Source organism: Bacillus massilinigeriensis, from assembly GCF_900111815.1.
GTDB lineage: Bacteria > Bacillota > Bacilli > Bacillales > Cytobacillaceae > Mesobacillus_C > Mesobacillus_C mediterraneensis.
Genome location: NZ_LT630004.1, coordinates 2199014 through 2221004 on the forward strand (window position 1 = coordinate 2199014; position 21991 = coordinate 2221004).

Below are 21991 nucleotides of genomic sequence, written 5' to 3' on the forward strand. Positions count from 1 at the left end.
TTGTTTCATTATATGGCTATACTGCGAAAAAAGAAAATACGTTCTCATCTCCAACTGCAAAATGCACAAACATAAATATTCCTTATTGTCCATACAATGAATTATCCGTTAGAAAAAAGAGGATAAGGGGATAGTGTTATGAACCAACCGTTTTTCGCCCATTTGCTCGAAAGTTATTTTATCGCCCTCGGTGTCCTGCTTGGCGGATCGCTCGTGGGCGGCATTGCTTCCTTTTTAACAGGCCAGCCGCTTCTGACGGAAATTTCCCGTTTCTCCGACTCCATCCGAATCTGGGCTATCATTGCTGCGATTGGAGGAACATTTGATACAGTATACAGCTTCGAACGTGGTTTTCTGGAAGGGGAGACAAAGGATATTTTTAAACAGTTTCTTTTAATTGTTTCTGCGATGGGCGGTGCTCAGACTGGAGCTATTATTATAAAATGGATTACTCTGGAGCAAGGATAGTATGAGAATACCCCCATACTATCGGCTTCCTTCATGGAAGCGGTTCTTTTCTGGAATGGCCATCGGAGGCGTTGTCAGCTGGATGATCTTTCTTTATATACATGGTGTTTGGATGGAAGAAAAGTCGAAGAAAATTACCGAACAAGCAGAAACAATCGAGAAACTGCAAAGCGGATTAAAAATATATCAAGAAGATGACAGGAAATTGAACGAAAAAAACATCGAAGCATTAAAGATTCAAGAAATAAATGTAAGAATTCTTAACTATGAGAAGTATGAACTCGATAGTTTTGGCGTTTTCGAGTCAGAGGAAGAAATAAAAGATGATTTAAGCATGTTCATCGCCAAAGATCTAGATTTTGTCTATAAAAGCAGGGACATGATCAGAAAAATGATAGAGAATAAAGTGATCAAACTGAATGGGAAACGGTACAGGCTCGAAATAAAATCAATGTTATTCTTTACTACAGTGAATGTGTTAGTGGACATACACTTAGAAGAATAGAAACCGCTTTCTGTATAAGTTTACAGGGAGCGGCTTCTTCTCTTTCAATCAATCACGAACTGCGTATTCTCTGCATAGCTCCTCGAGGCTACGAATGACGTGATTAGACTCTTCCCAGCTATGAATGGATGCTCCAGCGGCAAGCGGGTGCCCTCCGCCCCTGTATTCTCTAGCAAGGCCGTTGATAACAGGTCCTTTTGAACGCAGCCTGACACGGATTTGGTCTTCCTCTTCAATAAAGAAAACCCATGCCTTAATTCCTTGCACATTACCCAGTTCACTGACAAGGAGAGAGGCCTGTGAAGGTCTTACTCCGTATTTCTCCAACAATTCCTTCGTCATCTTCAACGAGGCCACCCCGTTTTTATGAATGGTAAAGTTCTGCAAAACATAACCGTTCAGTTTGACCACTTGTGGAGGAAGTTCATACATTTTATCGTAGACCTCTGTTCTCGAAAAGTTGTAAAGAATCAGCTCCCCCGCATAAGAAAAAGTTTTCTCCGTTGTGCTTGGAAATAAAAAGCGCCCCGTATCTCCAACGATTCCCGCATAGAGAAGTCTTGCTGCTTCATCGGAAAACTGTAGACCCTGGGCATTGAACTCCTTGTAAAACTCGTAAATCATTTCACTCGTGGAGCTTGCAGTCGTATCCACCCAGACTAAATCCCCGTATGGATCTTCATTTGGATGGTGATCAATCTTTACAAGCATTTCGCCCAAATCGTAACGCCTGTCACAAATTCTTTCTGCGTTAGCAGTATCACAAACAATGACTAGTGCTCCATTGTACGTATCATCATCAATATTATCAAGTCTTCTTAAAAAATGAAGGGATTCTTCTTCCGTTCCGACTGTATAAATGTTTTTTTCCGGGAAGGATTCCTTTAAGATTTCGGCGAGTCCGCCTTGTGATCCATAAGCATCGGGATCGGGCCGCACATGGCGGTGAATAATGATAGTGTCATACTTTAACATTGCTTCAAAGATTTTTTCCTTCATGTTCGGTTCCTCCAAGTCGTTATTTGTAAACAGAATGATGGCTTTTCCTTCAAAAAATCGTTAAAATGGAGAGAGATTTTTAGATGGGGGAATTTTTTCATGCCAATATTAGTATTGTTTATCGTACTTTCATTCTCGATGTATGTATTCTATAAAATTAAATTTGTGCGCAGCAGCCTTCCGGGAGAAAGACAGTTCCTCAGATCTAAATCCGGGATTTCTCTTGGCCTGTTCGTCGCCTTATTTGGAGTGAACCAACTGTTTCTCTTCCAGACAACTGTCACTTATATCATCGCATCCATTTTTATCCTTCTCGGCGGACTTAATGTTTGGGCGGGAATAAAAGCTTACCGGCACATCCTGCCGATTGCAGCAGACGAAGCAGAAAAAAATCGGGCCTTATAAAAAGAAATGCATAAAAGCCGGTCTAAATAGACTGGCTTTTATTTTTTTAATGCCTGTCGATCAGCTGACACATCATCATCGTCTTTCCGACAAGCGTTCCGTCATGATATACCTCGACATCCACTTTTCCGAACTTTCTCCCCACTTCTAATATCTTCGGAATAATTTCAATCGTACTGTCGATTTGGACAGGCTTGATAAAGTAGATTGTCATATTCTCAACGACTAGGTCTCCCTTTTTATAACCTCTCAAAACTCGGTTGGCTGCCTCAGAGACAATGGTTGTGAACACACCGTATGATATCGTTCCTAAGTGGTTCGTCATCTGCGGTGTGACAGTGCATCGAAAAATATCTTCTTCTTTCGTTTTCCCTTTTGATAACACTAATTGGCTTGTCACCGTATCATCAATAGTTTCTCCGACCTGAGGCTGACGTTGTGTCATCTGCAAAGCTTTTAACACATCCTGCCTGCTGATCATTCCTTGAAGTTTATTAGATTCGTCTACGACTGGAAGTACCTCTATGCCCTCCCATACCATCATATGTGCAGAGGAGGCAACACTTGTCTTTTCGCTCACTGTCATCGGATTCTTAGTCATGATTTTTTCAATAGTAATCCCTGGATCGTCTCCCATGATGTCTTTCGACGTTACTATTCCCTGTACCTTCATATTCCGATCCACAACAGGGAAACGGCTATGCAGCGTTTCTTCCTTATATCGAAACCAATCGCCAACTGTATCATCCGTCCTGAGGTAGACAGTATCCTGGAGAGGGGTTAGAATATCTTCCACGAGCACGATTTCCTTTTTGATTAACTGATCGTAAATGGCCCTATTTATCATAGTTGCAACAGTAAAGGTATCATAGCTTGTAGAGATGACAGGAAGCTGCAGCTCGTCTGCAAGCTTTTTCACATGGTCCTCAGCGTCGAATCCACCTGTCACCAAAACAGCTGCTCCGGCCCTCAGCGCCTGTTCATGGGCGCGGTCACGATTCCCGACGATAAGCAAGTTTCCGGCCCCTGTATACCTCATCATTGCCTCGAGCTTCATCGCCCCGATTACAAATTTATTCAAAGTCTTATGAAGGCCGGCTCTTCCGCCAAGCACCTGCCCATCAACAATGTTCACCACTTCTGCATACGTAAGTTTTTCAATATTCTCTTTCTTTTTTCTTTCAATCCTTATTGTTCCTACGCGTTCAATTGTACTGACATATCCCTTGACCTCAGCATCCTTGATAGCCCGGTAGGCAGTCCCTTCGCTCACATGCATCGCCTTGGCGATTTGGCGAACTGATATCTTTTCTCCGATTGGGAGTTCATCTATGTACTGTAAGATTTGTTCGTGCTTAGTTGCCAAGACTTTCACCCTTTATAGTAGAATTCCGACACATAATATATTCCTACTCTTTATTATAAGGTGAATAAAGCATGTATTCAATTCATCACAGTCATATTTCTCCCTCTCAAGTGCTTTCTAATCCGTTTATCCTCTTCCTCTTACTTTTTTTTGGAGGTGCACACCATCTTTCAGCAATCGTTTTTGCTTCCTTGGCCCATAGAGGAATGCAGAAAGATTTCCAGCTGCTACAAACGAGGCAAGCAGCAGCCAAGATAAAGCAAAAGCCCCACCCGCACCTGCAGCATTCAGCGGCAGCAACGGCAATGCGTAGTAGCAGAGAAGACCGCAAAGGAGAAAGCACAGCAAGTACCTATTTTTACTCAAATATATCGCCTCCGGCAAAAAGATATTTCTATACTCTATGATATATCTTTTGTAAAAAACACCTTCATAGGAAAATAAAAAACTGCGGAATATCCGCAGCCGATGATTATAACTCAAAATGATCTCCTGGATTCATTAGGCGCCCATTTTTCCCTTTTAGCATGCTAAGGAATGTTTCAGGGTTCTGTTTAATAGGAGGGAATGTATTGTAATGAATCGGTACAACTGTCTTTGCTTCTAAAAACTCTGCCGCAAGGGCCGCATCCTCCGGTCCCATGGTGAAATTATCGCCAATCGGCAAGAATGCTAAATCAATCGGATGCCTTTGAGCGATGAGCTTCATGTCAGAGAAAAGGCCGGTATCGCCCGCATGGTAAACTGTTTTCCCTTCCGCAAAGATAAGAACACCTGCCGGCATCCCACCATAGATGATTTTGTTATCATCTGTCACGTATCCTGAGCCGTGAAAAGCTTGGGTAAACTTCACTTTCCCGAAATCAAATTGGAAGGCCCCGCCAATGTTCATTCCATGTGTGCGCACACCTTGCATACTTAAATAGGTAGCAAGATCCGCATTTGCAATAACAAGCGCATCACTTTCCCGGGCAATCTTCACAGTATCTCCAACATGGTCGTTATGCGCATGCGTCAGGATAATGTAATTCGGCCTTTCACTGGAAGCATCAAGGTCTGTAAGATTATTTCCAGTAATAAACGGATCGATTAAGAGTGTTTTCCCTCCCGTAATAATTTTTACTACTGAGTGACCGTGAAAAGATATTTTCACACTTCTCTCTCCTTTTTTCTAAATTTAATGTAGTCTTCGATAAAACCTCGCGCTTTCCTTCCTTTATACCCGGAAAGGAGGGGAATAAAAGTTTACATTTTCCTTGATTGTTGCTACGCTCATTCTAGCAAGAAAATGTTTGGAGGTTTTCAATTTGAACGATCGGCTGAATAAACTGTCGCTTTGGATGCGGGAAAATAACGTGGACATATGCTTTGTGACAAATCCAGATAATGTTTTTTATCTGAGCGGTTTTCTTAGTGATCCACATGAAAGGCTTCTTGGCATCGCCGTTTTTAAAGAAAACGACGCTTTCCTCGTTTGTCCTGCAATGGAAAAGGATGAAGCAAAAAAAGCTGGGTGGAATGGAGATATCATCGGTCATACTGACACAGACCGTCCATGGGATTTAATTAAGGATGCAATTACTGCCAGGATATCTTCCGTACATACGATAGCCATCGAAAAAGAACATATGAGTGTAGAGCGGTTTGAAAGGATGAGAAATCTCTTTCCTGAAGCAAGCTTTATCCCTGCAGAGGAAAAATTAAGGATACTAAGGCTGAAAAAAGACAGGAACGAGCTTGCAACAATCAGGAAAGCATGCGAGCTTGCTGATTTCGCAGTACAGACTGGAATGGCAGAGATCAAGGAAGGCAAAACAGAACTTGATATCATTGCTGCGATCGAGTATGAGTTAAAAAAGAAAGGCGTTACAGCGATGAGTTTCTCTACCATGGTGCTTACAGGAAAAAACGCTGCTTCTCCGCACGGAAATCCAGGACTGACAAAAATTAAGAAAGGGGATTTAGTGCTGTTTGACTTGGGAGTCGTGGTAGATGGGTATTGCTCCGATATCACAAGGACGGTCGCTTACGGAGAAGTTTCCTCCAAACAGAAGGAGATTTATGATACAGTCCTTAAAGGCCAGTTGAAAGCACTGGAAGCGATCAAGCCGGGAACAGCAGCATCTGTTGTCGACCTTGCTGCACGAAACGTCATTTCTGAAGCCGGATATGGCGATTACTTCCCTCATCGCCTCGGACACGGACTCGGGATCAGCGTACATGAATACCCATCGATAACAGAATCCAACCCGCTTGTTCTTGAGGAAGGCATGGTATTTACTGTCGAGCCCGGAATTTACGTTCCAGAAGTTGCAGGTGTCCGAATTGAAGATGATATCGTTGTAACTGCAAACGGACTGGAAGTTTTAACAAAGCAGCCGAAAGAACTGTTGACAATAGAATAGATGACAAAAAGCCTCCTATTCAAACATCTGATAGGAGGCTTTTTTTATTGATCAGCGATTATCCACTGTTTCCGGATATAAATCATGGTTCATCATCCGATATTCCGCCATTTTCTCATACTTCGTCCCTGGTTTACCATAGTTTGTATAAGGGTCTATCGAGATACCGCCCCGCGGAGTAAATTTCCCCCATACTTCAATATATCTTGGATCCATTAGCTTAATAAGATCATTCATAATGATATTCATGCAATCTTCATGAAAGTCACCATGATTGCGGAAGCTAAACAGATACAGCTTTAAACTCTTACTTTCCACCATCTTCACATCAGGGATATAGCTAATATAAACTGTCGCAAAATCTGGCTGCCCTGTCTGCGGACAAAGACTTGTAAATTCAGGACAATTAAATTTTACAAAGTAATCCCTGTCTTTATGCTTGTTCTCAAAGGTTTCTAATACTTGTGGCGAATACGCAAAACTATAATCTGTCCCCTGATTCCCCAGCAATGTGATGTTCTCTAATTCTTTTTCCGTTCTTCCGGCCATATCGGCTTCCTCCCCCTAACGTATTTACGGGACAGCCAGCCTCTAAAAAAAACAAAAACCACATCCTCTGGACATGGTATGAACCTTCATATCCATAGTTTTTTATAGAGGGTGGTGCTATGAACCTCTCCCGCAAAACACGGTATTAAAATGCAAACACATATGAAACTATAATAAAAAAAACGCTTTCCGTCAAAAGGTTTTCCAACTAAAAAATCTTGATGTAAAACAACTTCCACGTTACAATCAACTTTGCAAGCGTTTTTACATTCGTTCATACAGAATTGAAATTATGTAAAAATCACTTAAAGAGAAGAGATGGTGAACATGGACGAGAAATTAAAAAAGGTCATAGAAGCCGCAAAATTGTATTATCTCCTAGATAAAAATCAGAATGAAATTGCCTCAATTCTCGGGGTTTCCAGGCCCACTGTCTCCAGACTTTTGCAAACAGCAAAAGCGGAAGGCATTGTGGAAATCAGGATTAACAATCCGGCTGAACACAGCAGCAACCTAACGAACGAATTGGAACAAAAATTCAAAATAAAAAAAGCAATCGTAACCGCTATTCCCCAATATGAAGACAAAATCATCAAGAATCACCTCGGAAAGCGGGCTGCTGACTTCCTTCATGAAATGGTGAAGGATGGGGATACAATTGGCGTAACATGGGGAACAACCCTTTACCATATCGCGAGAGAACTTCAGCAAAAGCCCGTTAATAATGTAAAGGTCGTTCAGCTAAAAGGCGGCATTAGTCATTCGGAAACAAATACCTATGTTTCGGAAATTCTTTATCTTTTTGGAAAAGCGTTCAATACTTCTCCTATCCACTTGCCCCTTCCAGCAATTGTCGACCACTTTGTTGTCAAACAGGCAATGGAAGCAGATCGACACATTAAAAGAGTATTAGACCTTGGAAAACAAGCAAACATAGCGTTATTCACGGTAGGAACTATCCGTTCAGAATCACTGCTATTCCGGCTGGGTTACTTTACGGATGCAGACCTGAAGGAAATATATTCTCATGCTGCCGGGGACATTTGTTCGAGGTTCTTTGATAAACAGGGAAATCTTTTGAATGAAACCTTGAACGATAGGACGCTTGGAATTGACCTTGAAGCATTGAAGAAGAAAGAGTACAGCATCCTTGTTGGCGGAGGACCTCAAAAAATAGAAGGAATTTATGGTGCATTAAAGGGTGGATACGCAAATGTACTCATTACTGATCAATTTACAGCTCGTTTCCTTCTTGATAAATAGGGGTAAACTTATTATGAACAAAATGTGAAAAAGAAAATAGTTCCACTTAACATTAGTTCAATTTAATATTTACATTTGTTCAACGGGTTGTTATATTGTTCAATGTAGAAATTACAATTTACGTTTTTGAAATGTAAGCGTTTCAGGATTTTTATCAATTTATAAGGAGCTGCATCAATAATGAGTGAAAAATTTGCACGTATGATTGATCATACACTTTTGAAAGCGAACGCAACAGAAAGCGACATCATCAAACTTGCCGAAGAGGCAAAGGAATATTCTTTCGCATCCGTTTGCGTGAATCCAGCATGGGTTAAAACAGCTGCTAGTATTTTGAAAGATGCGGAAGATGTCAAAGTTTGTACAGTAATCGGCTTCCCTCTTGGTGCTAGTACCCCTGAAGTAAAAGCGTTTGAAACAAGTAACGCTATAGAAAATGGCGCTACAGAAATCGATATGGTCATCAATATCGGCGCAATGAAGTCAAAAGATTTTGACCTTGTGGAAAGAGATATCCACGCAGTAACAGAAGCTGCGAAAGGGAAAGCTTTAACAAAAGTCATCATTGAAACATGCCTCCTGACAGAGGAGGAAAAAGTGAAAGCTTGCGAGCTTGCTGTAAAGGCAGGTGCTGATTATGTCAAGACTTCTACAGGCTTCTCCACAGGCGGAGCAACAGTGGAAGATATTAAGCTTATGCGGAATGCTGTTGGACCTGAAATCGGAGTGAAAGCTTCCGGAGGAGTCAGAAGCCTTGAAGATGCTCAATCAATGGTTGAGGCTGGGGCAACTAGAATCGGTGCAAGCTCAGGTGTTGCAATTGTAAACGGTCTAAAATCCAACACTGATTATTAGAAAAGCGAAAGCGCCCGGTCAGCGCAATACGGCCTGGAGGTCCTCCGACTGAGATAAGGCGAATCTTAACCAGCGTTTTTTGCTGGTTACTAGATGAGCCAATCGGGCTTTTACGGGCAGTTAGAAATTACTGCCCGTTAATGCGCGGCAAAGGAAACACGATGAGCGGAGCGAATCGATGTTGACTTTCAACGCTAAAAACGCGCACGTCCTGTGCGCATAGCCTTACTCGCACATCCGGTGCTTCGTCGTAGAGAGGAGACCGAAGGACGTTAGGCGCTGGGCGCTGCAGCTGGACAATGAAAAGCGAAAGCGCCCGGTCAGCGCAGTACGGCCTGGAGGTCCTCCGACTGAGATAAAAGAAATACAACCATCAGAGCTATATACGCACACGTTCACCCATTAAATGTTAAAGCACCAAAAAATTTAGCTATGAATGGAGAAATGACTTATGGATGCAAAGAAGCTCGTTGAAAAAGCGGTGGAAGCCCAGTCACAGGCATATGTTCCTTATTCCAACTTCAAAGTTGGGGCGGCCGTGCTCACGGAGAGCGGCGACGTTTTCTTAGGCTGCAACATAGAGAATGCTTCTTATGGACTGACGAATTGTGCAGAACGCACGGCCATTTTTAAAGCTGTTTCCGAAGGTAAGAAGAGAATTAAAGCAATTGCAGTAGTCGGTCATACCGAAGGTCCCATTTCTCCATGCGGAGCATGCCGACAAGTTATCTCGGAATTTGCAACAAATGAAACGAAAATTTTTCTTGCTAATAATAATGGTGATATTAAGGAAACAACTATTGCTGAAATCCTACCTGGCTATTTCTCGTCAGATGACTTAAATAAATAATCTTAGCAGCCTGCTCCTGCGGGCTGCTCCCCGGAAAACTACACCAATGTGGAGGCATATACATGAAATACATTATCGCAATTCTGGGACTTATAGTTGTAATTGCCCTAGCGCTCGCAGGAAGCAACGATCGCAAAAACATAAAGTTTAAGCATGTTATCATCATGATTGTATTGCAGCTTATCCTGGCATATATCCTGTTAAACACAAAATTCGGATTGATTTTAATCAAAGGGATTGCCGGTGTGTTCACCAAATTGCTTGAATATGCTGCTGAAGGAGTTAACTTTGTTTTCGGAGGCATCGCTAATGACGGCTCAATGCCTTTCTTCCTGAATGTTCTCTTGCCAATCGTCTTCATTTCTGTTTTGATTGGAATTTTCCAGTATTTAAAAATACTCCCTCTCATTATGAAAGGGATTGGAATATTGCTCAGCAAAATAAACGGAATGGGAAAACTCGAGTCGTATAACGCTGTTGCTTCTGCAATGGTTGGCCAGTCCGAAGTTTTCATTACTGTGAAAAAGCAGCTTGGAAAACTCCCTGAACACCGACTTTATACACTATGCGCATCTGCAATGTCCACTGTTTCCATGTCCATCGTTGGTGCTTATATGACGATGCTGGAACCAAAGTATGTCGTTACTGCTCTTGTACTAAATTTATTTGGAGGATTCATCATCGCTTCAGTCATCAATCCATATACTGTTGACGACAACGAAGATATTCTTGACATACAAGAGGAAGAAAAACAATCTTTTTTTGAAATGCTTGGTGAATATATTCTTGATGGTTTTAAAGTAGCGATTATCGTTGGAGCAATGCTTATCGGTTTCGTTGCATTGATTGCCGCGATTAACAGTGTTTTTGACATGATTTTCGGAATTTCATTCCAAGAAATTCTTGGCTATATTTTTGCACCTATCGCCTTTATCATGGGTGTGCCAATGGCAGAGACAGTAAAAGCCGGCGGAATTATGGCTACAAAACTTGTAACAAACGAATTTGTTGCAATGATGCAGCTTGCTGATGCTGCAAAAACCTTTAGCCCTAGAACCCTTGGAATCATCTCCGTATTCCTTGTATCATTCGCTAACTTCTCCTCTATCGGCATCATTTCCGGCGCCGTGAAAGGATTGAATGAAAAACAAGGTAACGTGGTTGCCCGATTTGGTCTAAAGCTACTTTACGGGGCTACTCTTGTAAGTGTATTGTCCGCGATTATCGTAAGCATAGTGCTTTAATATTCAACAAACATATTTGGAAAAAGCATTTCCCAATTCCTTAAAAAGTGCCGGGAATTGCTTTTTCTTTTTTAAAGGAAGGTCGTTCATCATGGGAGACGCAGGATTATTAATGTCTGGCGCAGCACTGTTTCTGAACAGTTTGATGCTGCTTGGTAAAGCAGAGGCAAGGAGCGTGGCTATGTTCAACATCTTTGCAGGCATTTTACAAGTAGCAGTGCCATTTTACCTCATCGCTGTTTCCGATCAGCAGCATTGGACCATTTATAGTCTAGCTTGTATTTTTTTATTCGGATTTACTTATCTTTATGTCGGATTTACCCTTTTAAAGGGGCTTGATGGGACTGGTCTAGGTTGGTATTCCCTTTGGGTAGCAATTATTGCAATTGTCTATACGATTGTAGCAGCAGTGCATTTTCAAGATTTCGTGAGTGCTTTAACGTGGCTTATGTGGGCACTCCTCTGGTTCTTATTCTTCCTTTCCATGGGGCTTGGCAAGAAAATTGATGCTTACGTCGGGAAGGTTGCTTTCATTCAGTCGTGGTTAACATTGACCATCCCTTCGCTTTTATCGATGATAGGAGTTTGGAAAATGCCTGAGGTAAAAAACACTTGGATTATAATTGCCCTCATATCCATCTCCTACTTTACAATAGCCGCTTACAAATGGAATCGCGGAAAGGAAACAGGCAGCGAGCCAGCAAATGCATAGATTGAAAAAAGACAGCCGGATTCTTAATCCGACTGTCTTTTTCTATTCTATTTTATTTCGCAGCAAGGACATTTGTTAGGACAGGTACAACCTGCTTCTTTCGGGAAACAACGCCTTGCAATACAGCTGTGTTATTAACAAGCGGTACATGGAAAGCTTCCTCAATAGATGGAGCAGCCGTTCCAAGAGCGATGGCAGCGGAATCGTTTGTCAAAATATCGGTGATAATGAAAACGAATAAGTCAAGACCTTTAGCCGAGATAGTCTTGTTCAATTCTGCCTCAAGTTCTTCCCTGCGCGCAAGCAGTTCATTAACATCTACCGTGTTAACCTGTGCGATTTCCACTTTAAAACTTCCCATTTGGAATTCTTTCGAATCAAGGGAAATTAGCTCTGGAACTGTTTTTGTACTGAGGTCAGCTCCAGCTTTCAGCATGTCTAGGCCGTACTTTTCTGCGTCCACTCCAGCAATCTCCGCAAGCTCACGAGCTGCATTGACATCCACTTCTGTACATGTCGGCGATTTGAATAACAAGGAATCAGAAATGATAGCGGATAGCATAAGTCCAGCTGTCTGCTTATCCAGCTCCACGCCGTTCTCCTTATACATTTTATTTAGGATGGTCGCCGTACAACCAACAGGTTCCACTCTAAAGTATAACGGATCGCTTGTTTCAAAATTCGCCACGCGATGGTGATCGATCACTTCAGTTATCTTAACATCAGCAATATCATCAGCACTTTGCTGACGTTCGTTGTGATCAACGAGGATAACCTCATTGGCTTCTTCTGATACCTTATTTACAAGGCGTGGTTCTGCACTTTGGAAATATTCAAGGGCAAAGCGCGTTTCCTCGTTAATTTGGCCAAGCCTTACCGCCTCTACTTCCTTTCCAAGCTTTGATTTCAAGTTTGCATATGCAAGGGCAGAACAAATAGAATCCGTATCAGGATTTTTGTGCCCAAAGATTAATGTCTTTTCCATTATGACACTCCCAATTTCTTAATATCGGCATGAATACATTTCTTGCAAGCATACCCATAAATAATATACTCCATATCGTAACAATTTTACACCCTTTGTAGGAAAATGCCCACATATGCTAAAAAGGGTGCAGTCTACCGACCACACCCCTTTGCATATTAAGCTTGCTCCAGCAATTGTCGAGCATCCATATATTCAAGACCTTGATCTTCTGCAACAGCCTTATATGTCACGAATCCCCTTAGAGTGTTGATTCCCTTCAAAAGAGCTTCATTTTCAAGGCATGCCTGCTTGAAGCCTTTATTAGCAATCTGCACAGCATATGGAACCGTTACGTTGGTTAGACCCATTGTCGATGTCCGTGGAACAGCCCCAGGCATATTTGCAACAGCATAATGAACAACACCGTGTTTCTCATAAGTAGGATTGTCATGTGTGGTAATCCTGTCAGTAGTTTCAAAGATTCCACCTTGGTCGATAGCAATGTCAACAACCACTGAGCCTTGCTTCATAGATTTTATCATGTCTTCTGTGACAAGTTTTGGCGCTCTTGCTCCCGGAATTAGAACCGCTCCTATAACGAGATCTGATTCCTTAACTGCTTCTGCGATATTATAAGGATTTGACATCAGTGTTGTAACATCACTTCCAAAAATATCATCAAGCTGGCGCAGACGCTCTGGGTTTAAATCGATCATCGTAACTTGTGCCCCAAGTCCGATTGCCATTTTCGCCGCATTCGTTCCAGCTACCCCACCACCGATTATTGTTACTTTTCCTCTTTGAACACCAGGAATACCGGATAGCAAAATTCCTTGACCTCCATAAACCTTCTCGAGGAACTGAGCTCCAATTTGTACAGCCATCCTGCCGGCAACTTCACTCATTGGCGTTAATAGTGGAAGCGCTTTATTTGGAGTCTGAACTGTTTCATAAGCAATACCAACAACCTTGTTGTCAATAAGCGCTTTCGTTAGTTCTGGTTCCGGAGCAAGGTGGAGATATGTAAATAAAATGAGATTTTCACGGAAGTAACTGTATTCCTCAGGAAGAGGCTCTTTCACTTTCATAACCATCTCTTGGGACCAAGCTTCGGAAGCAGTTTCAACAATTTTTGCTCCTGCGGCAACATAATCCTCATTGGTAAACCCTGAACCAATTCCCGCACCATCTTCGATGAATACTTCATGCCCGAAATTCAGCAAATTTACTACTCCGGCCGGTGTCATCGCGACACGGTTCTCGTTATTCTTTATCTCTTTAGGTACACCAATACGCATTTTGCATGCCTCCTATATAAATATGAAAATCAATTGTGGCCGATTCCACTATAACACTAAACCGTCGAATAATGGAAGAAAAAATATTCATTTTTCCACTAAGCGCAAACAATTAAAATTTTAGATTATTTCTTTGTTCATTGCAAAAAAATTCATTATAAATGTACTTTTCGCCTGTTTTTTCACTTGTCCTTATTTTTCGTCAATTTGTAACAGCTTATAACTTACGAATGTTGTATAATTAAGGTAAAGGGAGGATGAGAGAAATGGGACTAACTTATAAGAATATTTTAGTAGCAGTTGACGGTTCAAAGGAAGCAGCTTGGGCATTCAAGAAAGCAATTGAAATTTCTAAGCGCAATGATGCAAAAATCGTGATGGCGCATATTATTGACCTGCGCACTTTTGCAACAGTGGAAGCTTATGACCGAACTATTTCTGAGAGGGCTAGCCAGTTTGCGACAGAATTATTGGAAAGCTACAAGCAGCAGGCCCTCGAAGCCGGTGTTAAAGAAGTGACATACGAAATAGATTACGGTTCTCCTAAAGTGAAAATAGCCAAGGATATTGCCAAGAAATATGATGCAGATTTAATCATCTGCGGCGCTACAGGAATGAACGCAGTTGAAAGGTTCTTTATTGGAAGCGTTTCCGAACATATTGCCAGATATGCTAATTGTGATGTTCTTATTGTAAGAACAGAAAAAGAAGAATAACCGCCTGAAACAATTGAAAAACGCGCGCAATCGCTCAGATCGCACGCGTTTTTGCTGCCTCCAGCACTTCTCTCGCTTTCTCCAACTGTTCCTTGACTTTTATAAAGCCTGTACCCCCAGCGCTATTTCTTCTTTCAACAGATGTTTTAGGATTCAGCGCTTTGTAAATGTCTTCCTCAAAAAAAGGATGTGCTTGCTTGAAGGAAGTTAAAGGCAAGTCTACAAGATAGCAACCTTTCCTGATACAGGAAAGTACAAGCATCCCGACAATCTCATGAGCTTCGCGGAATGGAACGCCTTTTGCTGCCAAATAATCAGCTAGTTCCGTAGCATTGGAAAAATCCGAATGAACGGCCGATTTCATGTTCTCCATTTTCACAGTCATGGTTTCTACCATTCCAGTGAAGATACGTAGTGAACCTTTCAAAGTCTTAACCGTATCAAACATTCCTTCCTTGTCTTCCTGCATATCTTTATTATAGGCAAGCGGAAGACCTTTCAACACAGTCAGGAGACTCACCAGGTTCCCGTATACTCTCCCGGTTTTCCCTCTGATCAACTCTGCCATATCAGGGTTTTTCTTTTGTGGCATGATACTGCTCCCAGTTGAGAAAGTGTCAGAAAGTTCAATAAACTGAAACTCCTGACTTGACCATAATATAATTTCTTCCGCAAGGCGCGATAGGTGCATCATCAATATTGAAGAAGCTGAAAGAAACTCTAGGATGAAATCCCTGTCACTTACAGCATCCAGACTATTTTCATATATTCCATCGAAACTAAGTAAACTAGCTGAGTATGAACGGTCGATAGGAAAGGTTGTTCCCGCTAGTGCCCCCGCTCCAAGCGGGCTGATATTTATTCGTTGCAGCATTTCTGTAAAACGCTGCCGATCCCTTTCCATCATCCAAAAATAGGCCAGAAGATGATGGGCAAAAGAGATTGGCTGGGCACGCTGAAGGTGTGTGTATCCCGGCATCACTGTCTCGACATGGTCTCCTGCCTTCTCAATAATCCCCTGCTGAAACTCGGTAATCAGGATAATCAGCTCTTTCACCTGCTCTCGCAGATAAAGGTGCATGTCTGTAGCTACTTGATCATTCCGGCTTCTCCCCGTATGCAGCTTCCCGCCAACGGGTCCAATCATTTCCGTTAGCAAATGCTCAATGTTCAGATGAATATCCTCATATTTTGCTAAAAACTCAAGTTCTCCATTTTCCGCTTTGGCTTTAAGTTGGAACAGACCGTCCATCATTTTCGCTGCCTCTTCTTTACTTACAACCTTTGTTTTTTCAAGCATTTTAGCATGGGCAATGCTGCCTTCAATATCTTCTTTAACTAACTGCTGGTCGAAGGGAATGGATGCGCCGAACTCATCCACCCACTCTTCGGCAGAAAGGGTAAATCTTCCCCCCCAAAGTTTTTTCATACTGTCACCTTCTTGCCTTGAACCATGCTTTGTACTTTAGTAGGGAGACCCCAAAGATTGATGAAACCAACAGCAGCAGCATGATCGAATTCATCTTGAGAAGTATAGGTAGCCAGTTTCTCATTATAGAGGGAATATGGAGATTTTCTACCATCAACTATTGCATGCCCTTTAAAGAGCTTGATTCTTACTGTTCCTGTTACATACTGCTGCGTTGAAGCCAAGAACGCAGACAAAGCGTCGCGAAGCGGGGAAAACCATAAGCCTTCGTAAATTAGTTCGGTCATTTTTTTCTCAATCACAGGTTTGAAATGTGCTACTTCCTTCACTAACGTGATATCTTCCAGTTCTTTATGCGCTTTGATTAGCGTCACTGCAGCAGGACACTCGTAAACCTCACGTGACTTGATTCCAACAAGACGGTTCTCAACATGGTCGATTCTCCCGATTCCATGCTTTCCAGCTAATTCGTTCAAGTTCAGAATCAATTGAGACAGGGAAAGTGATTTTCCATTTAATTTTACTGGGACACCTTTTTCGAAGTCTATTTCAATCATTTCAGGGGTATCCGGTGCATTTTCAAGACTTGCAGTCAATTCATATGCTTCTTCTGGAGGAGCTGCCCATGGATCTTCTAATATGCCACATTCATTACTTCTTCCCCAGAGATTTTGGTCAATGGAAAAAGGACTATCTAGATTAATTGGGATAGGTATATTGTTTTTTTGCGCATATTGTATTTCCTCTTCACGGGACCATTTCCATTCACGGACAGGAGCCAATACTTCTAAATCAGGATTAAGCGCCTTGATTGACACCTCGAAACGCACTTGGTCATTCCCTTTTCCTGTACAGCCATGGGCTACTGCAACCGCTCCTTCTTTCTCGGCCACTTCCACAAGCTTTTTTGAAATAAGTGGACGTGACAATGCTGATACAAGCGGATATTTCCCTTCGTAAAATGCATGTGATTGCAAGGCAGTCAAAGCGTATTCCTGTGCAAACTCTTCCTTTACATCCAGAACATATGAGGTGACCGCACCGACTTTCAGAGCCTTTTCTTTTACAAAAGCTAAATCTTTTCCTTCTCCTAAATCGAGGCAGCACGCTACCACATTGTACCCTTGATCTTGGAGCCATTTGATTGCAACGGATGTATCAAGCCCGCCAGAATATGCGAGCACCACTTTTTTCGCTAACATTTTTCTCTCTCCTTCTGAATAAATATTCATGTAGATATATTATTATTCAATACTATTTAATAACTTATCAGGTTTCCTTATCTTTTTCAATGGTTACATTACTTTTTCCCATAACAATTTATGCACAAGCAAAATTTAAAGTGTCTTCACTTCTTCTTCATGGATGATTGTTGTAGAATGAAATCAATAGGGAAACACGGGGGAGAAATATGGAGAATTTTTTCAAGCATGATAAACGCTTAGGCATCCCGGTGCCTGATTTACTACAGGAATGGGAAGCATACAGTTCCAGTACTCAAGATTATATTCTGTTCCATTGGGAAAGGATTCGCGGTAGTATTCCCGATCGAATTGCGGCACTGGAACATGTCATCAACCAAAAGCAGGCTCAGTTAGACGAAGAGATGAATTTCAAACGGTCGTGCGAGCTGAACAGCGAAATTGCTGAACTTGCCTCGGTCATTAATGAGCTTTGGCTGTGGTACCGAACAAACCAGGATATTTCCGGCAAAGCGCACAGGTAATAGACTCGTTCGATATCAGAGGAACAGGTATGGCTCCTTTCAAGTGGCCGATCCGGCTCCATACTTCTGTAATAGAGATATCAACCGTAAACGACAAAACAACTATACCAGTATCCATTATATTCCATTTTAATCTTTAATCTCTGTAATTTATAAAACAGATCCGACAATTTTTCTGCCGGATCTGCTTTATTCGTATGAAAGACGCATATACTATAGATCTTTTTTTATTTCGCGGATAATATGGCCAAGCTCTGGCAAGATAAGCCGATTCATTGCGAGCTTCACTGCTCCTGTAGAGCCAGGAGTTGAAAAAACCGCAGTGTCCTTGATGACACCTGCAGTCGCTCTGCTCATCAAGGCTGCAGAACCAATGTCCTCCTGATAGCTAAGCATGCGAAACAGCTCACCGAAACCAGTGATTTCCTTGTCAAACATCTCTTGCACTGTTTCAATTGTCACATCTCGCTTCGCAATGCCAGTTCCTCCATTGATGAGCACAGCATTGATATCCTCTTTGCCGCAACCCTTCAATACTTCATCCGCAATGAGTTTCGCTTCATCCTTAACGATTTTATAGTCCATAATCTTATGACCAGCATTACAGAGCAAGTCAACCATCAGTCGGCCGCTTTTGTCCGTCTCCCTGTTCCTTGTATCACTGACAGTAATAATCTTGCAGTGAACCACTGATGGGGCATTTTCTTTATGTTCCTTCGTGCTCAATCTTCGGTCAGTCCCTTCCGAAAAAAATACCTTGCCTGATAATACCTATGCGCAAAGTCAGTCACTTTCCTCGTCATCTGATAATTGACTCCGGCTCCTATCCCCATGCTGATGAGCGGAAATCCTGACAGCTTTTTCTTACGGAAAAACAAAATAGCGATCCCTTTAAAGACCTGCTTCAATGGCTGTTCAAGCCAGCTAGGATTCGTAATTTCTTCACGACCGTGATAAAAATAAAAATCCTCTGCCTTCCTCAGGTCACGCATTAATTCATCCCAGCCTGCTGACTGCATCCTTTTCGGCATCATTGCTACGTGGAAAACTTTTAAGGCAGCCATCATTTCAAAAGGCGTATTCACTTCAAAGCCATAGGACATGGCCACCAGCTGGACTGCCCGCAGATTGATGACCGCCATTGCTGGAATATCCGCACCCAGCATTAAACTGCCACCACTCCCGGCGGAACCACCTTGCAAAAAGGAATACAGGCGGTGCCTTGAAATCTGCAAGGTTGCGATATATTCCATTTGTTCAAGTGATAACTCTCTCATATCCTCAACTGTCTCAATATCAGGTTGAAATATTCTACCCGCTGACAGGATTCTTTCCCTCGCGTCCGTTTGCAGCTGGGATCCTTGAATTAAAGCGTGAAGATGAAAAAGCCAGCCGTCCATCATGCCAAAAAAACGTTCCTGAATACCTTCCGGCAAAAGAGCAAAGGAACGATCAACATATTGATGATAGATTTGCTCGAAGTCATTGGGTTGATACTCAGCAAGTGCATTTTCCCACTCTTTCAAGCCGTTCAATACCTTTTGCTCCCTATCGCTAAAATGCATAGTATAACCCCCTGGATATTTGTCATTAATTCTCAGTATAGCATAATTAACTGTTAAAGATTCAGACCTGTCCTGAAAGGAATGGATAAAAAAATGCAAAAGCGTCCTAAGCGCTTTTGCATTTTTTCAAGGAAAGAATTACTTTGTCAACCGAACGATATCTCTTGCAATCATGACTTCCTCATTTGTCGGAATAACCATGACTTTTACAGGGGAATGAGGGTAGCTGATAAACGCTTCTTCACCGCGTACTTGGTTTAGTGCAGGGTCCCAGTATACGCCCATAAATTCAAGGCCTTTCAGGACACGTCCGCGAATTGCAGAACTATTCTCACCAATTCCTGCTGTGAAAATAATGGCATCTACTCCGCTCATACGCGCAGCATACGAGCCGATATACTTATGGATTCGGTTGGCGAATACTTGAAGTGCAAGCTCTGCACGTTCATTGCCTTTTTCTGCCTCATCTTCAATATCGCGAAGATCACTAGAAAAACCTGTTACACCTAGCATACCGCTCTTTTTATTGAGTACTTCTAGCACCTCTTCAGCAGTTTGATCTGTCTTTTCCATGATATACGGAATGAGCGCAGGGTCAATATTCCCAGAACGCGTACCCATTGTCACCCCTGCAAGCGGAGTAAATCCCATTGACGTATCGATGGATTTTCCTCCTTCGATGGCAGCAATGCTTGCTCCATTTCCAAGGTGACAAGAAATAAGGCGAAGTTGTTCAACAGGGCGCCCAAGCATCTCAGCAGCACGTTGGGAAACGTACTTGTGTGACGTACCATGGAAACCGTACTTCCTTACTCCAAACTTCTCATAGTATTCGTACGGAAGACTATAGAGGAATGAGTTTTCAGGCATCGTTTGGTGGAATGCAGTATCAAAAACCGCTACCTCTGGAACATTCGGAAGCGCATGCTGGAACGCCTTGATGCCTGTAACGTGCGCTGGATTATGTAAAGGCGCAAGCTCAGAAAGATCTGAGATCTTTTCAAGGACTTCATCCGTTATGACAGCGGAATCGCTGAAAGTTTCTCCGCCATGAACGACACGGTGGCCAATTCCTTCAATTTCGTTAAGGGAGCCTATAATCCCTTGAGAAATAAGCTTGTCCAAAAGCATTTTAACTGCTACTTCATGATCTGGAATATCAAGCGTTTCTTTCACTTTCTTATCATTTACAGTAATCGTAAAGATGGAATCCGGGAGTCCGATCCTCTCTACAAGGCCTTTTGTGATAACCTTCTCACTCGGCATTTCAAATAACTGAAATTTCAATGATGAACTACCTGCATTAATTGCAATCATTTTTGCCATAATCAATTTTCCACTCCTTTTTATATAACAGATTACGTATATTTTGTCTGCTCCATATACAATTTGTCGGCAAATAAGCTATAAATCATACTCTCATTTTTACATTAAAACATTGTCGTTATAACTTTTCAAGCAATCTCTTGTTACTTTTCTTTTTTATATAAATGTATATTTATTCAGACACTTCTGCTTAATCAATTTATTGAATAATGAAAAAAGCCGGTGTATTTTAAAACACCGGCTCTTCGTTTATTCTTGCTTATTTTCCTTAAACCATTCGTCCATTTTATCGAGGATTCTTCTCATTGCTCCGCTGTCCGAAAGTGATGGAAGCTCCGCAAGCAAGGCATGTTTAGGCGGTTTGATTCCTTCCCCCTTCTTTTGAAGGATAAGGATGCTCTTTGCCGCATTCTTGTTTTTGAAAAGTGAGGATGGAAGCTGAAGAATACCTTGGACATTCATATTGTTTTTTATATATTTGTGAAGATAACCAGACTGTTCGCTTTCAAACAATTCATTGGGGATAACGAAAAACAAGTAGGCTCCGTCCTTTGCATGCCGTCCGCTTTGCTCGATGAACAAATGATGCGAATAAGTATGTCCTGTTTCTGCAAATACTTCAAAGTCCTTTGCCCTCTCATCAACAGGATAATATCCTATAGGAAGGTCACAGACCACCGCATCCACAGGGTCAACGAGAAGTGGTTCAAGCGAATCTTGATTAAAAAGTTCCACATCATGTCCAAGCAGGTTTGCACTGACATAAGCCAATCTAATGAGGACATCATCAATTTCAGAACCAGTCGCAAAGATGCTTTTGCTTTCCTGTTGGTTGATCACCGTTGCAAGGAGGTTTCCTGTTCCGACAGCAGGATCAAGCAGGCTGTAACTTTGCTTCGTAATAAATTTATTTAATAAATATCCCATGAACATCCCAATAGAATCTGGAGTCATTTGATGGTGCTGCTGAATATTTACTTGCATTCCTTTTAAAATAGCAAGCTGGAAGCTTCTTCGAATTTCTTCTTTGCTGTAATCCTCGAGCGAAATTTCTCCATAGGCTTTTTCGAGACGCTTGATAATAAACTCTCCCAAATCCTTTTGGAGTACCGATCCGTGAAACATATTTTCACCCGTTTCAGCGACGGCCTCTAAGTATGTACAATCCAACTCTTCCTTTAAAATATCCGCTGTCACGTTGAATGTTGTAAACAGCTGTTCTACTTGCGTTACGCTCACATTCATATCCTCCTGAAACACCTATAGTTTTTCTGTTTGTTTACATTTTAACGTTCTCTTTCCATCGCTACAAGAATGGAAAAAGCTGCGGTCATCCGCAGCTT

General features: G+C 42.0%; 24 protein-coding genes and 1 riboswitch. Of the genes, 11 read left to right on the plus strand and 13 right to left on the minus strand.

The annotated features are described in order from the left end of the window. The first annotated feature begins 138 nt into the window (after positions 1-138). Both ytrH and ytrI read left to right on the plus strand, forming a co-directional pair. Positions 139-468 carry a sporulation membrane protein YtrH gene (gene ytrH, locus BQ5796_RS11465; protein ID WP_071460365.1) on the plus strand — a complete coding sequence of 110 codons (330 nt, stop codon included), beginning with the start codon at positions 139-141 and terminating at the stop codon, positions 466-468. 1 nt (position 469) lies between these two features. After that, on the plus strand, positions 470-973 hold the full coding sequence (ytrI, locus tag BQ5796_RS11470) for a sporulation membrane protein YtrI (protein ID WP_071460366.1): 504 nt from the start codon (positions 470-472) through the stop codon (positions 971-973). Between the two features lie 48 nt (positions 974-1021). Here ytrI and BQ5796_RS11475 read toward each other — a convergent pair whose 3' ends face one another. After that, the gene (locus BQ5796_RS11475) at positions 1022-1972 is read right to left on the minus strand and encodes a DHH family phosphoesterase (protein ID WP_071460367.1); all 951 of its coding nucleotides are present in this window, start codon (positions 1970-1972) and stop codon (positions 1022-1024) included. A gap of 99 nt (positions 1973-2071) precedes the next feature. Here BQ5796_RS11475 and BQ5796_RS11480 point away from each other — a divergent pair, with 99 nt between their 5' ends. Beyond that, complete coding sequence (locus tag BQ5796_RS11480) at positions 2072-2377, plus strand: YtpI family protein (RefSeq protein ID WP_071460368.1); 306 nt, start codon at positions 2072-2074, stop codon at positions 2375-2377. Between the two features lie 46 nt (positions 2378-2423). Here the strand turns inward: BQ5796_RS11480 and BQ5796_RS11485 are convergent, their stop codons facing one another. The 3 genes from BQ5796_RS11485 to BQ5796_RS11495 form a co-directional block, all read right to left on the minus strand. Further along, positions 2424-3743 carry a CBS domain-containing protein gene (locus BQ5796_RS11485; protein ID WP_071460369.1) on the minus strand — a complete coding sequence of 440 codons (1320 nt, stop codon included), beginning with the start codon at positions 3741-3743 and terminating at the stop codon, positions 2424-2426. A gap of 126 nt (positions 3744-3869) precedes the next feature. Beyond that, the gene (locus BQ5796_RS11490) at positions 3870-4109 is read right to left on the minus strand and encodes a hypothetical protein (protein WP_071461274.1); all 240 of its coding nucleotides are present in this window, start codon (positions 4107-4109) and stop codon (positions 3870-3872) included. 106 nt (positions 4110-4215) lie between these two features. Further along, complete coding sequence (locus tag BQ5796_RS11495; RefSeq protein ID WP_071460370.1) at positions 4216-4896, minus strand: metal-dependent hydrolase; 681 nt, start codon at positions 4894-4896, stop codon at positions 4216-4218. A 154-nt stretch (positions 4897-5050) separates the two neighbouring features. Between BQ5796_RS11495 and BQ5796_RS11500 the strand changes: the two genes are divergently transcribed. Continuing rightward, a complete protein-coding gene (locus BQ5796_RS11500) occupies positions 5051-6148 on the plus strand; it encodes a M24 family metallopeptidase (RefSeq protein ID WP_071461275.1) in 1098 nt (365 codons plus the stop codon). 51 nt (positions 6149-6199) lie between these two features. Here BQ5796_RS11500 and queF read toward each other — a convergent pair whose 3' ends face one another. Beyond that, on the minus strand, positions 6200-6697 hold the full coding sequence (gene queF / locus BQ5796_RS11505) for a preQ(1) synthase (protein WP_071460371.1): 498 nt from the start codon (positions 6695-6697) through the stop codon (positions 6200-6202). A gap of 88 nt (positions 6698-6785) precedes the next feature. Further along, a riboswitch (PreQ1 riboswitch) is annotated at positions 6786-6831 on the minus strand. 184 nt (positions 6832-7015) lie between these two features. Here queF and deoR point away from each other — a divergent pair. The 5 genes from deoR (at position 7016) to BQ5796_RS11530 (ending at position 11621) form a co-directional block, all read left to right on the plus strand. Then, the gene (deoR, locus tag BQ5796_RS11510; protein ID WP_428839296.1) at positions 7016-7960 is read left to right on the plus strand and encodes a DNA-binding transcriptional repressor DeoR; all 945 of its coding nucleotides are present in this window, start codon (positions 7016-7018) and stop codon (positions 7958-7960) included. A gap of 180 nt (positions 7961-8140) precedes the next feature. After that, on the plus strand, positions 8141-8815 hold the full coding sequence (gene deoC, locus BQ5796_RS11515; protein WP_071460373.1) for a deoxyribose-phosphate aldolase: 675 nt from the start codon (positions 8141-8143) through the stop codon (positions 8813-8815). Between the two features lie 451 nt (positions 8816-9266). Then, the gene (locus tag BQ5796_RS11520; RefSeq protein ID WP_071460374.1) at positions 9267-9665 is read left to right on the plus strand and encodes a cytidine deaminase; all 399 of its coding nucleotides are present in this window, start codon (positions 9267-9269) and stop codon (positions 9663-9665) included. 62 nt (positions 9666-9727) lie between these two features. Beyond that, a complete protein-coding gene (locus BQ5796_RS11525; RefSeq protein WP_071460375.1) occupies positions 9728-10909 on the plus strand; it encodes a NupC/NupG family nucleoside CNT transporter in 1182 nt (393 codons plus the stop codon). Positions 10910-11000: 91 nt separating this feature from the next. Further along, positions 11001-11621 carry an AmiS/UreI family transporter gene (locus tag BQ5796_RS11530; protein ID WP_071460376.1) on the plus strand — a complete coding sequence of 207 codons (621 nt, stop codon included), beginning with the start codon at positions 11001-11003 and terminating at the stop codon, positions 11619-11621. A gap of 52 nt (positions 11622-11673) precedes the next feature. Here the strand turns inward: BQ5796_RS11530 and BQ5796_RS11535 are convergent, their stop codons facing one another. Next, a complete protein-coding gene (locus BQ5796_RS11535) occupies positions 11674-12606 on the minus strand; it encodes a manganese-dependent inorganic pyrophosphatase (protein WP_071460377.1) in 933 nt (310 codons plus the stop codon). Between the two features lie 158 nt (positions 12607-12764). Continuing rightward, positions 12765-13886, minus strand: coding sequence for an alanine dehydrogenase (ald, locus tag BQ5796_RS11540; RefSeq protein ID WP_071460378.1), 1122 nt, complete (start codon positions 13884-13886; stop codon positions 12765-12767). 266 nt (positions 13887-14152) lie between these two features. On the opposite strand from ald, the gene BQ5796_RS11545 reads away from it, so the two are divergent. Further along, positions 14153-14602 carry a universal stress protein gene (locus BQ5796_RS11545; protein ID WP_071460379.1) on the plus strand — a complete coding sequence of 150 codons (450 nt, stop codon included), beginning with the start codon at positions 14153-14155 and terminating at the stop codon, positions 14600-14602. 34 nt (positions 14603-14636) lie between these two features. Here the strand turns inward: BQ5796_RS11545 and argH are convergent, their stop codons facing one another. Both argH and BQ5796_RS11555 read right to left on the minus strand, forming a co-directional pair. After that, on the minus strand, positions 14637-16031 hold the full coding sequence (gene argH, locus BQ5796_RS11550; RefSeq protein ID WP_071460380.1) for an argininosuccinate lyase: 1395 nt from the start codon (positions 16029-16031) through the stop codon (positions 14637-14639). Further along, positions 16028-17233, minus strand: coding sequence for an argininosuccinate synthase (locus tag BQ5796_RS11555; protein WP_071460381.1), 1206 nt, complete (start codon positions 17231-17233; stop codon positions 16028-16030). Before BQ5796_RS11555 ends, argH begins: the two co-directional genes overlap by 4 nt. Before the next feature lie 209 nt (positions 17234-17442). Between BQ5796_RS11555 and BQ5796_RS11560 the strand changes: the two genes are divergently transcribed. After that, positions 17443-17757 (plus strand): hypothetical protein, encoded by a 315-nt coding sequence (locus BQ5796_RS11560; protein WP_071460382.1) that lies wholly within the window; start codon positions 17443-17445, stop codon positions 17755-17757. Between the two features lie 213 nt (positions 17758-17970). Here BQ5796_RS11560 and BQ5796_RS11565 read toward each other — a convergent pair whose 3' ends face one another. From BQ5796_RS11565 to BQ5796_RS11580, 4 genes are all read right to left on the minus strand, one after another. Beyond that, complete coding sequence (locus BQ5796_RS11565; RefSeq protein ID WP_071460383.1) at positions 17971-18483, minus strand: MogA/MoaB family molybdenum cofactor biosynthesis protein; 513 nt, start codon at positions 18481-18483, stop codon at positions 17971-17973. Further along, positions 18480-19322, minus strand: a complete 843-nt coding sequence (locus tag BQ5796_RS11570) for an EcsC family protein (RefSeq protein ID WP_071460384.1) — start codon at positions 19320-19322, stop codon at positions 18480-18482. Before BQ5796_RS11570 ends, BQ5796_RS11565 begins: the two co-directional genes overlap by 4 nt. 138 nt (positions 19323-19460) lie before the next feature. Next, positions 19461-20648, minus strand: coding sequence for an acetate kinase (locus tag BQ5796_RS11575; protein ID WP_071461276.1), 1188 nt, complete (start codon positions 20646-20648; stop codon positions 19461-19463). 249 nt (positions 20649-20897) lie between these two features. Next, positions 20898-21893 carry a class I SAM-dependent methyltransferase gene (locus tag BQ5796_RS11580; protein ID WP_200792879.1) on the minus strand — a complete coding sequence of 332 codons (996 nt, stop codon included), beginning with the start codon at positions 21891-21893 and terminating at the stop codon, positions 20898-20900. Positions 21894-21991 lie beyond the last annotated feature (98 nt).

What these genes read in the sequence shown, in the direction of transcription:
- ytrH (WP_071460365.1), top strand. Translation starts at nt 139, where the DNA reads ATGAACCAACCGTTTTTCGCCCATTTGCTCGAAAGTTATTTTATCGCC.
- ytrI (WP_071460366.1), top strand. Translation starts at nt 470, where the DNA reads ATGAGAATACCCCCATACTATCGGCTTCCTTCATGGAAGCGGTTCTTT.
- BQ5796_RS11475 (WP_071460367.1), bottom strand. Translation starts at nt 1,972, where the DNA reads ATGAAGGAAAAAATCTTTGAAGCAATGTTAAAGTATGACACTATCATT.
- BQ5796_RS11480 (WP_071460368.1), top strand. Translation starts at nt 2,072, where the DNA reads ATGCCAATATTAGTATTGTTTATCGTACTTTCATTCTCGATGTATGTA.
- queF (WP_071460371.1), bottom strand. Translation starts at nt 6,697, where the DNA reads ATGGCCGGAAGAACGGAAAAAGAATTAGAGAACATCACATTGCTGGGG.
- deoR (WP_428839296.1), top strand. Translation starts at nt 7,016, where the DNA reads ATGGTGAACATGGACGAGAAATTAAAAAAGGTCATAGAAGCCGCAAAA.
- deoC (WP_071460373.1), top strand. Translation starts at nt 8,141, where the DNA reads ATGAGTGAAAAATTTGCACGTATGATTGATCATACACTTTTGAAAGCG.
- BQ5796_RS11520 (WP_071460374.1), top strand. Translation starts at nt 9,267, where the DNA reads ATGGATGCAAAGAAGCTCGTTGAAAAAGCGGTGGAAGCCCAGTCACAG.
- BQ5796_RS11525 (WP_071460375.1), top strand. Translation starts at nt 9,728, where the DNA reads ATGAAATACATTATCGCAATTCTGGGACTTATAGTTGTAATTGCCCTA.
- BQ5796_RS11530 (WP_071460376.1), top strand. Translation starts at nt 11,001, where the DNA reads ATGGGAGACGCAGGATTATTAATGTCTGGCGCAGCACTGTTTCTGAAC.
- BQ5796_RS11535 (WP_071460377.1), bottom strand. Translation starts at nt 12,606, where the DNA reads ATGGAAAAGACATTAATCTTTGGGCACAAAAATCCTGATACGGATTCT.
- ald (WP_071460378.1), bottom strand. Translation starts at nt 13,886, where the DNA reads ATGCGTATTGGTGTACCTAAAGAGATAAAGAATAACGAGAACCGTGTC.
- BQ5796_RS11545 (WP_071460379.1), top strand. Translation starts at nt 14,153, where the DNA reads ATGGGACTAACTTATAAGAATATTTTAGTAGCAGTTGACGGTTCAAAG.
- argH (WP_071460380.1), bottom strand. Translation starts at nt 16,031, where the DNA reads ATGAAAAAACTTTGGGGGGGAAGATTTACCCTTTCTGCCGAAGAGTGG.
- BQ5796_RS11555 (WP_071460381.1), bottom strand. Translation starts at nt 17,233, where the DNA reads ATGTTAGCGAAAAAAGTGGTGCTCGCATATTCTGGCGGGCTTGATACA.
- BQ5796_RS11560 (WP_071460382.1), top strand. Translation starts at nt 17,443, where the DNA reads ATGGAGAATTTTTTCAAGCATGATAAACGCTTAGGCATCCCGGTGCCT.
- BQ5796_RS11570 (WP_071460384.1), bottom strand. Translation starts at nt 19,322, where the DNA reads ATGCATTTTAGCGATAGGGAGCAAAAGGTATTGAACGGCTTGAAAGAG.
- BQ5796_RS11575 (WP_071461276.1), bottom strand. Translation starts at nt 20,648, where the DNA reads ATGGCAAAAATGATTGCAATTAATGCAGGTAGTTCATCATTGAAATTT.
- BQ5796_RS11580 (WP_200792879.1), bottom strand. Translation starts at nt 21,893, where the DNA reads ATGAATGTGAGCGTAACGCAAGTAGAACAGCTGTTTACAACATTCAAC.